Genomic DNA, 10,505 nt, shown 5'->3' with positions numbered 1-10,505 from the left:
GTGGCTTATCAATTTAGATTCCAAAAGCTGCTGGAACTAAAAGAAAATGAAAAAGACCAATCCTTATCCGAGTATCAGCAATCAGTTTCTGAATTTGAAAACGTTGCTGAAAAATTATATGAGAATATGAGCAAAAAAGAATTGCTGGAACAAAATAAGGAAAAGAAATTAAAAAGCGGCATGAGTGTACAAGAAATGAGGCACTACCAACAATTTGTCTCAAATCTTGATAATACGATCTATCACTATCAAAAGCTTGTCATTATGAAAAGAAATCAAATGAATCAAAAACAAGAAATTTTGACAGAGAAAAACATTGAAGTGAAAAAGTTTGAAAAAATGCGTGAAAAACAGTTTAAAATGTTTGCTCTTGAAGATAAAGCTGCAGAAATGAAAGAAATGGACGATATTTCGATTAAGCAGTTTATGATTCAAGGCCATTAGGAGCGAATGTAATGTCCGGCAAAAAGAAAGAATCAGGTAAGTTCCGTTCGGTTTTGCTTATCATTATCCTCCCGCTGATGTTTCTATTAATCGCAGGGGGGATTGTTCTTTGGGCTGCTGGTATCAATGTCTTAAAGCCGATACAGGATGCTGCGGCAAAAACGCCGGTTCTTAAAGAATTGGTCCCTGAAACCGAAAATAAAAAAGGCGCAGCATCAAGTAAGGATAGCAGTAATACGGCAGCTCTGGAAAAGACCATTAAGGATCAAAAAAGTGAAATCAGTATATTGAATAAAGATTTAGAAACAAGTAAATCAGAAATCGATAGGCTCAATCAAAAGATCCGTTCACTTGAAAAGACGGCTGAGGATCAAAAAAAGTCATCAGAAGATCATACTGAAGGATCAGCAGACTCGAAAGCTTCTTCTGAAAATGACAAAGTGATCAGTGTGTACAAAAGCATGGACAGCGGAAAGGCTGCTAAAATTATTGCCCAATTAAAGGAGCAAGAAGCACTGAAAATATTGAATGGCCTAAGCAAAAAGCAGCTTGCTGACATATTGGCGAAAATGACTCCTGAGCAAGCAGCAACCTATACAGAAAAAATTGCTGCCAGCCAAGAATAGGGGGAATGAAAGGTGAAGCTGCTTGAATTAGCCGGACCTTTGCTGCAAACCACAACGGGTTCTGCCGCTAAAAACATGAAAAGTAGCCAAGGAGTTTTTCAAAACTGGCTTATGTCTGAGGCTGGATTGAAGGAACTTTCAGAACAAGGAAAGGGTACTCCTAATTCCGAAGATCAGCTTTTAGCAGATGCGCTTAAAAAGATCGGTGACTGGCTAAATGCAAGTCCTGAAGATCAAGACAAACAAAATGCGGATCTTTTGCAAACATTAAGCAAACTGACAGGGAAGCAATTGGATGCGAATGCTCTGCAAATGTTGCAAAATCTTTTGCAAGCAGTTGAATCAAAAATGTCAGGCGGGACGGATCAATTGCTCACAGAAACGGAGAAAATCTTTTCAGAAGCTAAAACGGCTCTGAGTGCCAATGCTTCTGCTTCTGACATTAATGGAGCACTGAAGTCTGATACAGAGCAATCAAATCAGGAAAATGAAGTATCCGAGCCTGCTAAAGAGCTTATCTATATCCAGATGTTCATTAGCCAGCTCGTAGAAGGGAATAAGCTGACTGATCGCGGGAATGGCAATGAAGCTCATGCCATTTACCAAAATGGAGATCAATTCCTTTCTGCATTAGAAAAGAAGGGTGTATCTCAACAACTAATTCAGGATCTTAAACAGCAAATATTCACTAAAGCTGAGTCAAGTTCAAAACTTTACTCGATGACAGCGTCAGAGCTGAAAAGTTTTCAAAGCTTAATGGATCAAATGTCTATGCTTCCTCAAAAAGGGACCAAAGAATGGAGTTTAGCTGAAAGCCAGCTGAAAGCCTTCTTGTTATCGAAATCATCCGAATCATCACAAGACTTTGGGAAGAGTGTTCTCACACCGCTCTCGCAGAGTTCATCCAGCAAAAATGCATCGGATGTTTCTGGAAGTATTCAGCCTGTAGATAGTAAATCAGGACTCCAAATGCTGTTTTCGGGGTATCGGGGCATAGGAGGAGTTCAAACACTTGATCTGCAGCAGATGTCATCTGATATACCAAATGCCGAAACAAAAACGGTGGCTGATCAAGTGATTAATGCGTGGAAGCAGATGAAATATACGCCTTTCGGCAGATCGACGGGAAGTTTCACTATTCGGCTGAACCCTGAACATTTAGGATTTGTCACAATCAAGCTGACAAATGAAAATGGAATGTTTCAGAGTAAAATCATAGCATCTAGCCAATCAGCAAAAGAATTGCTTGAACAGCATCTTCCTCAGCTGAAGCAATCATTGCCGAATATGGCCGTCCAAATTGACCGTTTTACTCTTCCGGTCCAAAGCGGGGATCAGCCGATATACGGCCAGCTTGCTGATGAACAGAAACAGCAGCAAGAGGGGCAGAGACAGCAAAGACAGAAAAAGCAATCAAATGATTTTGGCGATCTGCTCGATGAAGTGTCGATGGTTGAAATGGAGGAAGAAGAATGACTTCTATAAGTTCAGAATATAAACTGCCTGAAAAAACGAACACTGTGTCGACGAACAACAGCAGCTTGGGGAAAGACGAGTTTTTAAAAATATTAATGACTCAAGTTCAAAACCAAGATCCGCTTAACCCGATTGACGATAAAGAATTTATCAGCCAGATGGCGACTTTTTCAAGCTTGGAGCAAATGATGAATCTGAATACGACAATGACTCAATTCGTTGAAAACCAAGATCCGTTTACAACGTATGTTGATTGGATGGGAAAAGAAGTATCTTGGACTGATGGTAAAAGTGCAACAGATAAAACAGGCACAGTAAGCTCTGTTAAACATTTTAAAGGAAATTATTATCTCGTTCTTGATGATGGGACCGAGATCAGTCCTGCGAATGTCATGTCTGTGGGACAATCATCTAAATAAAAACATCTGGGGGAATATATTATGTTACGTTCACTTTATTCTGGAATCAGCGGTATGAAGAACTTTCAAACAAAGCTTGACGTAATCGGTAACAACATTGCCAACGTAAATACAGTAGGATTCAAAAAGAGCCGTGTGACCTTTAAAGATATGGTAAGCCAAACCATTGCCGGCGGTTCTGCTGCTGGTGCAACAATCGGCGGAACAAACTCTAAGCAAATCGGTTTAGGTTCATCATCTGGCACAATTGATACAATTCATTCAACAAGCGCGACACAAAGCACAGGAAGAACACTTGATTTAGCAATTGACGGCGACGGTTACTTCCGAATTGATACAGGTGACGGGACAGCTTATACAAGAGCAGGGAACTTCTATTTAGATAATACTGGAACACTGGTTACAGGTGATGGCTACCATGTACTAAATATGAATGGCGGAACAATTAAAATTCCTACTGATGCTCAAAGCTTTAGCATTGGTTCTGATGGAAAGGTGTCAATTGTTGATGCTGAGGGGAAAACACAAGACGGGGGACAAATCGGGATTGTTACTTTTGCCAACAGTGATGGATTGGATAAAATCGGAAGCAACCTATACCGTGAATCTTTAAACTCTGGAACGGCCAGTGCAGCGAACCAGCCTGGTGACGGCGGAACTGGTGCTCTTAAATCAGGATTTCTCGAAATGTCTAACGTCGATTTAACTGACGAATTTACTGAAATGATCGTAGCCCAGCGCGGATTCCAATCAAACTCAAAAATTATTACAACATCTGATGAAATCCTTCAAGAACTGGTTAACCTTAAACGTTAAGGAGGGAGGGGAGGCGAGTAATCGCTTCTCCGCTGTTTTATGATTAAAGTAACCCGTTTGAACGGGCAGCCCTTTACACTGAATGCGCTATTTATTGAACAGATTGAATGTTTTCCGGATACTACAATTACTCTGTCAAATGGTAAGAAGTTTGTAGTAAAAGAAGATGAAGAAGCTGTTCTGGAAAAGATCGCAGCTTTCTACCGAAAAATACAAATATTTGCAATGGATCAAGGAATAGAGGAACCGGAATGAAGAAAAAGTTAATGATCATATTACTAATTATTCTTATCGTAATTGGTGCTCTCGGGGCGGCGGCTTATTTTGTTTTAGGCGGAAAGTCCGAAAAAAGTGAAGCGAAAAAAAGTATTGATGAAATCGTTGCGTCTTCTGTTGATGTAGAAGAGATCACAACAAATTTAAAGTCTGATAACATTATCCGTCTTGCTATTAAACTTGAAACCGATTCTGATAAATCAAAAGAAGAACTTGAGAAACGTGATTTCCAAGTGAAAGACGCTGTTATATCACTGCTGGCTGATACGAATGCTGATCAGATTGAGGGAGACAAGGGAAAAGAAACCTTTAAGAAGGAACTAAAAGATAAAATAAATAGCTACCTCCAAGAAGGAAAAGTAGAAAAAGTGTATATTACCTCCTTTAATCTGCAATAAAGCATAATTTGACAGAATACGGAGGTGAGGAAAATGTCAGGAGAAGTTCTCTCCCAAAATGAAATAGATGCACTGCTTTCTGCAATATCAACTGGTGAAATGGACGCTGAAGAGCTGAAAAAAGAAGAAAAAGAGAAGAAAGTCAAGGTTTATGATTTCAAACGTGCGCTGCGGTTTTCTAAGGATCAGATTCGCAGTTTAACGAGAATTCATGACAATTTTGCAAGACTTCTTACCACTCATTTTTCTGCTCAGCTCAGAACCTATATTCACATATCTGTCAGTTCTGTTGATCAGGTTCCGTATGAGGAATTTATCAGATCGATCCCGAACATGACGATTCTAAATCTATTTGATGTTCATCCGATGGAAGGAAGAATTATGATGGAGGTCAACCCCACGATAGCTTATACGATGATGGATCGAGTCATGGGCGGGATTGGAATCAGTCATAACAAGGTTGACAGTTTGACAGAAATTGAAACAAAAATCATTTCTAATTTATTTGAAAATGCACTGGGTAATTATAAAGAAGCTTGGCAGTCAATTGCTGATATTGAACCGGAAATGACTGAGTTTGAAGTGAATCCGCAATTTGTTCAGATGGTATCTCCTAATGAAACAGTCGTGGTGATCTCGCTCAATACTCAAATTGGTGAAATCAGCGGTGTCATTAATCTCTGTATCCCGCATATTGTACTCGAGCCGCTCATACCGAAGCTTTCAGTCCACTATTGGATGCAATCAGACCGAAATGAGCCAAAGCCTGAGGAAACAAAGTCGCTTGAAAAACGTATCATGACAGCACAAATACCTGTCGTGGCCGAGCTCGGCACATCTGAACTGACGATAGAAGAGTTTTTAAGTTTAGAAGTCGGAGACTGCATAACTTTGGACAAATCAGTCACGGATCCTCTTACTGTATTGGTCGGAGATAAGCCGAAATTTTTAGGACAAGCCGGCCGGGTGAATCGAAAACAGGCAGTGCAAATTTTAGATCACGACATAAGAGGTGAACAAGATGGAGAATAATAGATTATCTCAAGATGAGATTGACGCGCTTCTTAACGGTACTGGCAGCACGCTTGATGAGCCAGAGGTTCCGGAAGTAGATGACTTATCGGAAATGGAGCGTGATGCGATCGGTGAAATCGGTAATATTTCATTCGGCAGTTCTGCGACAGCACTGTCAACGCTTTTAAATCAAAAGGTCGATATTACGACTCCAAGCGTAACGGTCATTCCAAGAAGTAAAATCAGCGATGCGTTTCCTGAACCGTATGTAGCGATTGAAGTGAATTATACGGAGGGCTTCAGCGGAAGCAACCTGTTAGTCGTGGAACAAAGTGACGCGGCGATCATTGCTGACTTAATGATCGGGGGAGACGGAAAAGGTGCGGACCCTTCACTGGGTGAAATCCATTTAAGTGCGGTTCAAGAAGCAATGAACCAAATGATGGGATCGGCTGCCACATCAATGTCTACTGTATTCAGTAAAAAAATTGATATTTCACCTCCTCGGGTTGAATTGCTGGATGTTACTGAAGAAAAGGGTACAGACCGTATACCTGATGATGAAATGCTGGTGAAAGTTTCTTTCAACTTAAAGGTGGGAGAATTAATAGACTCCAGCATTATGCAGCTTTACCCATTGACATTTGCGAAAGATTTAATTTCAAGCCTTATGAACTCAGAAAGTGCAGAGGAAGAAGAAACGGTGCAGCCTGAAGTTACATACGAACAGCCGAAAGAGCCTGTGACGCCAGAGCCGCGTATTGAACCGAAGCAACAGCAGCAGCCGCCAAAAAGGCAGGGAACAGCAAAAAAAGCAGCGCCAGTTCAGGTTTCACCGGTGGAATTTTCAGCGTTTGATCCAAACGAAGCTGTACAAGCCCCTATTCATAATCTGGATATGCTTTTGGATATCCCGCTTTCGATTACTGTTGAGCTTGGCAGAACGAAGAGAAGCGTAAAAGAGATTTTAGAGCTTTCTGCCGGAAGTATTATCGAGCTTGATAAATTAGCCGGTGAGCCTGTAGATATTTTAGTTAATCAGCGTATCGTTGCCAAAGGCGAGGTCGTTGTCATTGAAGAAAACTTCGGAGTGAGAGTCACTGACATTTTAAGCCAGGCAGAGCGCATTAATAATTTAAAATAACGAAACACAAGGAGAGAGATAGATTATGGCACATAGAATTTTAATTGTAGATGACGCAGCATTTATGCGAATGATGATTAAAGATATTTTGGTTAAAAATGGTTTTGAAGTTGTGGCGGAAGCTGAAAATGGAGCACAAGCGGTAGAGAAATATAAAGAGCATTCACCTGACCTTGTTACTATGGATATCACGATGCCAGAAATGGATGGTATTACAGCATTAAAAGAAATTAAACAAATTGATGCGCAGGCAAGAATCATCATGTGTTCTGCTATGGGACAGCAATCAATGGTTATTGATGCCATTCAGGCTGGCGCTAAGGATTTCATTGTGAAACCTTTCCAGGCTGACCGTGTGCTTGAAGCAATCAACAAAACATTAAGTTAAAGGGTGTACGACTGTTGAAAAAGAGTCAATATTTTATTGTTTTTATTTGTTTTTTCGTTTTATTCAGTGTACATCCGATTGCTGCTGCCGCGGCAGACTCTGATAATTCAACTGTAAACGAATGGTTTCAAAAGAAAGATGAAAAAACTGCAGATCAATCAGAGCAAAAGAAAGAAAAAACAACAAAAACTGCTGATGAGACGGAGGGAGCGGCTGCTCCTTCTGTCTCAGCTTTTGATTTTGTAAAGATGATTTTCGCTTTACTGTTTGTTATCGCGCTGATTTACGGGCTGGTTAAGCTCATGAACAAAAGAAATCGGCTCTTAAAGCCTTTTCAATATGTTGAAAATATTGGCGGCACATCGGTCGGCCAGAACAGATCCATACAATTGATCAAGGTCGGGAAAAGTGTGCTCGTCGTCGGTGTAGGAGAGACGATCCAGCTGCTGAAAGAAATTGAGGATGAAAAAGAGATTGAAGTCATTCTCAGTCAGCATGAAGAGGCAATGTCAAGCAAAATAGAGTGGCAAAAGTTTGTGAAGCCGCTTAAGAGTTCTGAACATCAGCCGCAGCAAAAACTGCCTTCATTTTCAAAAGCATTAAAAGAGCAACTTGAAGAGTTAAAACAAAACCGTTCTGAAGGAAAGAAGAAAGGCCCACGTCATCATGAATGAGTTTATAAATATTTTCAGTTCAAGCGATCCGGAAAACGTAAGTTCGACTGTTAAATTACTATTATTGTTAACTGTATTTTCAGTGGCGCCTGGAATATTGATTCTTATGACTTGTTTTACTCGCATCGTCATTGTTCTGTCATTTGTCAGAACTTCACTTGCGACGCAATCTATGCCCCCAAACCAGGTTCTAATCGGGCTTGCGCTGTTTTTAACATTTTTTATTATGGCTCCTACTTTTTCAGAAATTAATAAAGAAGCGCTGACCCCATTAATGGACAACAAAATCAGCTTGGATGAAGCGTATACGAAAGCTGAGGAACCGATTAAAGAATTTATGAGTAAACACACAAGGCAGAAGGATCTGGCGCTGTTTATGAATTACGCGAAAATGGATAAACCTGAATCATTAAAGGATATTCCGTTAACAACAATGGTTCCGGCTTTTGCCATATCGGAGCTTAAAACAGCATTTCAAATAGGTTTTATGATTTTTATCCCTTTTTTAATTATAGATATGGTAGTGGCGAGCGTCTTGATGTCAATGGGAATGATGATGCTGCCTCCAGTTATGATTTCTCTGCCCTTTAAAATATTACTTTTTGTTTTGGTAGACGGCTGGTATTTAATTGTGAAATCTTTGCTTCAGAGCTTTTAGGGTAGGTGCTAAACGTGAGTTCAGAATTTGTAATTTCTATGGCGGAAAAAGCCGTATACGTAACGCTGATGATCAGCGGGCCATTATTGGCTATTGCTTTACTGGTCGGTTTAATTGTCAGCATATTTCAGGCGACAACTCAAATCCAGGAACAGACTTTGGCGTTTATTCCGAAAATCGTGGCGGTTCTCCTGGCTCTCATTTTTTTTGGTCCGTGGATGCTGTCGACGATTCTTTCATTTACAACAGAGCTGTTTTCTAATTTAAATCGTTTTGCAGGGTAATGTAGAGATGAATTCAATTATTGACTTATTTCCTGCTTTTTTATTGGTTTTTATTAGAATCTCTGCTTTTTTTGTAACGATTCCGTTATTTGGACATCGAAATGTGCCAGCTGTTCATCGCATAGGTTTTGCTTTTTTTCTTGCGGTCATTTGTTTCAGCACCATTGATAAACCGCCCTCTTTGGAGATAGATGAGCACTATATGCTTTTGGCGTTTAAAGAAGCTTTGGTCGGCCTATGTCTGGGTTTAATTGCTTATATGATGATTGCCGCAGTGCAGATTGCCGGCTCGTTTATTGATTTTCAAATGGGATTTTCAATAGCAAACGTTATTGATCCGCAAACCGGTGCACAAAGTCCGTTGATTGGCCAGTTTATCTATACCATGGCACTTTTGTTTATGCTGAGTGTCAATGCCCACCATTTGTTGCTGGATGGTATTTACTACAGCTTTCAGTATATTTCAGTTGATCAGGCATTTCCGAATTTCGGCGATGAAAAGTTTGCCTATTTTATTGCGAAAAGCTTTAATGCAATGTTTATTATCGCTTTTCAAATGTCAGCTCCGGTTGTGGCCAGCTTGTTTCTAGTTGATTTAGCATTAGGTATCGTGGCTCGAACTGTTCCGCAGTTAAATGTATTTGTGGTCGGTCTGCCTTTAAAGATCGCTGTCAGTTTCATCATGCTCATTGTATGTATGTCCGTTATCTTCGTCGTTGTCCGGAATGTTTTCAGCTTAACGATTGAAACGATGCGGAATCTTTTAGCATTGGTCGGTGTTTCTTAATGAAGCTTAGAGTTGACCTGCAGTTTTTTGCGGGAGAGAAGACAGAAAAAGCCACTCCGAAAAAACGGAAGGATACGCGAAAAAAGGGGCAGGTAGCCAAAAGCTCGGATGTCAATACTGCCGTTTCTTTACTGGTAATATTCCTTTCGCTTATTGCAATTGGTCCGTATATGAGAGACAGGCTGCTGTCATTCATAGAAACATTTTATACCGAATCGCTCACAATGAAGCTCTCAGAATCAAATGTGCATACATTGTTTGTCAGCTTATTAAAGGATATGGGCATGATACTCGCACCGATCTTGCTTGTTGCTCTTGTTGCAGGAGTCGTAAGCAACTATATGCAGGTTGGGTTCTTATTTTCTGCTGAAGTGATACAGCCTAAGCTTGAAAAACTGGATCCGATCAAAGGCTTTAAACGAATATACAGTATGAGGGCGATTGTAGAGCTGATTAAATCAATTTTGAAAATCGTAGTCGTTGGTTTTGCGGCTTTTGCTGTGCTTTGGCTGCATTATGGAGAAATTCTCCGGCTTCCTCTCCTGACACCCGAAGAGGCACTTTCTTTCGTTTCAAAACTCACTTTGTGGATGGGACTAAGCGGTGCAGGTGCATTGTTGATTCTTGCTGGTCTTGACTATTTATATCAGAGATTTGATTATGAGAAAAATATCAAAATGTCAAAACAAGATATAAAAGACGAGTACAAAAAATCTGAAGGTGACCCGATTATTAAGTCTAAAATTAAACAAAGACAGCGGGAAATGGCGATGAGGCGGATGATGCAGGAAGTTCCAAAAGCAGATGTCATTATCACAAACCCGACTCACTATGCGATTGCTTTGAAATATGATGAAGAAAAAATGGACGCACCTTATATTGTTGCAAAAGGCGTCGACCACCTTGCGTTAAAAATCAGGAAAATTGCTAAAGAGCATGATGTCATGATGGTAGAAAACAGACCGCTTGCCCGTGCGTTATATGATCAGGTGGAAATTGACCAGGCAGTGCCGGAAGAATTTTTTAAAGTTTTAGCAGAAATTCTGGCTTACGTATATAAAACAAAACAAAAAGTATATTGAATTTTTCGATTTAAAAGGA

General features: G+C 40.2%; 15 protein-coding genes. All 15 read left to right on the top strand.

The window, feature by feature from the left end; all coding sequences use genetic code 11:
• From fliJ to flhB, 15 genes are read left to right on the top strand one after another with little or no spacing between them, the layout of a single operon-like run.
• Positions 1-444 (top strand): flagellar export protein FliJ, encoded by a 444-nt coding sequence (gene fliJ, locus BGM23_RS13335; protein ID WP_003231977.1) that lies wholly within the window; start codon positions 1-3, stop codon positions 442-444.
• 11 nt (positions 445-455) lie between these two features.
• Entirely contained in the window at positions 456-1,070 is a 615-nt protein-coding gene (locus BGM23_RS13330; protein WP_003231975.1) for a MotE family protein, read from the top strand.
• 12 nt (positions 1,071-1,082) lie between these two features.
• Positions 1,083-2,546: a flagellar hook-length control protein FliK gene (locus BGM23_RS13325; protein ID WP_015715887.1), complete on the top strand. Its 1,464-nt coding sequence runs from the start codon at positions 1,083-1,085 to the stop codon at positions 2,544-2,546.
• Positions 2,543-2,965, top strand: coding sequence for a flagellar hook assembly protein FlgD (gene flgD, locus BGM23_RS13320; protein ID WP_003231970.1), 423 nt, complete (start codon positions 2,543-2,545; stop codon positions 2,963-2,965). The genes BGM23_RS13325 and flgD overlap by 4 nt, the downstream gene beginning before the upstream one ends.
• Positions 2,966-2,986: 21 nt before the next feature.
• Positions 2,987-3,781, top strand: a complete 795-nt coding sequence (gene flgG, locus BGM23_RS13315; protein WP_003231968.1) for a flagellar basal body rod protein FlgG — start codon at positions 2,987-2,989, stop codon at positions 3,779-3,781.
• A 39-nt stretch (positions 3,782-3,820) separates the two neighbouring features.
• Positions 3,821-4,036, top strand: coding sequence for a swarming motility protein SwrD (gene swrD, locus BGM23_RS13310; RefSeq protein WP_003231966.1), 216 nt, complete (start codon positions 3,821-3,823; stop codon positions 4,034-4,036).
• Positions 4,033-4,455, top strand: a complete 423-nt coding sequence (fliL, locus tag BGM23_RS13305; protein ID WP_003231964.1) for a flagellar basal body-associated protein FliL — start codon at positions 4,033-4,035, stop codon at positions 4,453-4,455. Before swrD ends, fliL begins: the two co-directional genes overlap by 4 nt.
• Positions 4,456-4,488: 33 nt before the next feature.
• A complete protein-coding gene (gene fliM / locus BGM23_RS13300; protein WP_003220879.1) occupies positions 4,489-5,487 on the top strand; it encodes a flagellar motor switch protein FliM in 999 nt (332 codons plus the stop codon).
• Complete coding sequence (gene fliY / locus BGM23_RS13295; protein WP_014479788.1) at positions 5,477-6,613, top strand: flagellar motor switch phosphatase FliY; 1,137 nt, start codon at positions 5,477-5,479, stop codon at positions 6,611-6,613. Before fliM ends, fliY begins: the two co-directional genes overlap by 11 nt.
• Before the next feature lie 25 nt (positions 6,614-6,638).
• Positions 6,639-7,001 carry a chemotaxis protein CheY gene (cheY, locus tag BGM23_RS13290; protein ID WP_014476812.1) on the top strand — a complete coding sequence of 121 codons (363 nt, stop codon included), beginning with the start codon at positions 6,639-6,641 and terminating at the stop codon, positions 6,999-7,001.
• A gap of 14 nt (positions 7,002-7,015) precedes the next feature.
• Positions 7,016-7,675 (top strand): flagella biosynthesis regulatory protein FliZ, encoded by a 660-nt coding sequence (fliZ, locus tag BGM23_RS13285; protein ID WP_014479789.1) that lies wholly within the window; start codon positions 7,016-7,018, stop codon positions 7,673-7,675.
• A complete protein-coding gene (fliP, locus tag BGM23_RS13280; protein ID WP_003245692.1) occupies positions 7,668-8,333 on the top strand; it encodes a flagellar type III secretion system pore protein FliP in 666 nt (221 codons plus the stop codon). Before fliZ ends, fliP begins: the two co-directional genes overlap by 8 nt.
• Positions 8,334-8,347: 14 nt before the next feature.
• Entirely contained in the window at positions 8,348-8,617 is a 270-nt protein-coding gene (fliQ, locus tag BGM23_RS13275; RefSeq protein WP_003220888.1) for a flagellar biosynthesis protein FliQ, read from the top strand.
• A gap of 7 nt (positions 8,618-8,624) precedes the next feature.
• Positions 8,625-9,404, top strand: coding sequence for a flagellar biosynthetic protein FliR (gene fliR / locus BGM23_RS13270; protein ID WP_003245510.1), 780 nt, complete (start codon positions 8,625-8,627; stop codon positions 9,402-9,404).
• Positions 9,404-10,486: a flagellar biosynthesis protein FlhB gene (gene flhB / locus BGM23_RS13265; protein ID WP_003231949.1), complete on the top strand. Its 1,083-nt coding sequence runs from the start codon at positions 9,404-9,406 to the stop codon at positions 10,484-10,486. The genes fliR and flhB overlap by 1 nt, the downstream gene beginning before the upstream one ends.
• Positions 10,487-10,505: the final 19 nt, after the last annotated feature.

The sequence above is a fragment of the Bacillus sp. FJAT-14266 genome (genome assembly GCF_001719225.1).
Classification (GTDB): Bacteria; Bacillota; Bacilli; order Bacillales; family Bacillaceae; genus Bacillus; species Bacillus subtilis.
This window is presented reverse-complemented; position numbering and strand designations above follow the sequence as displayed.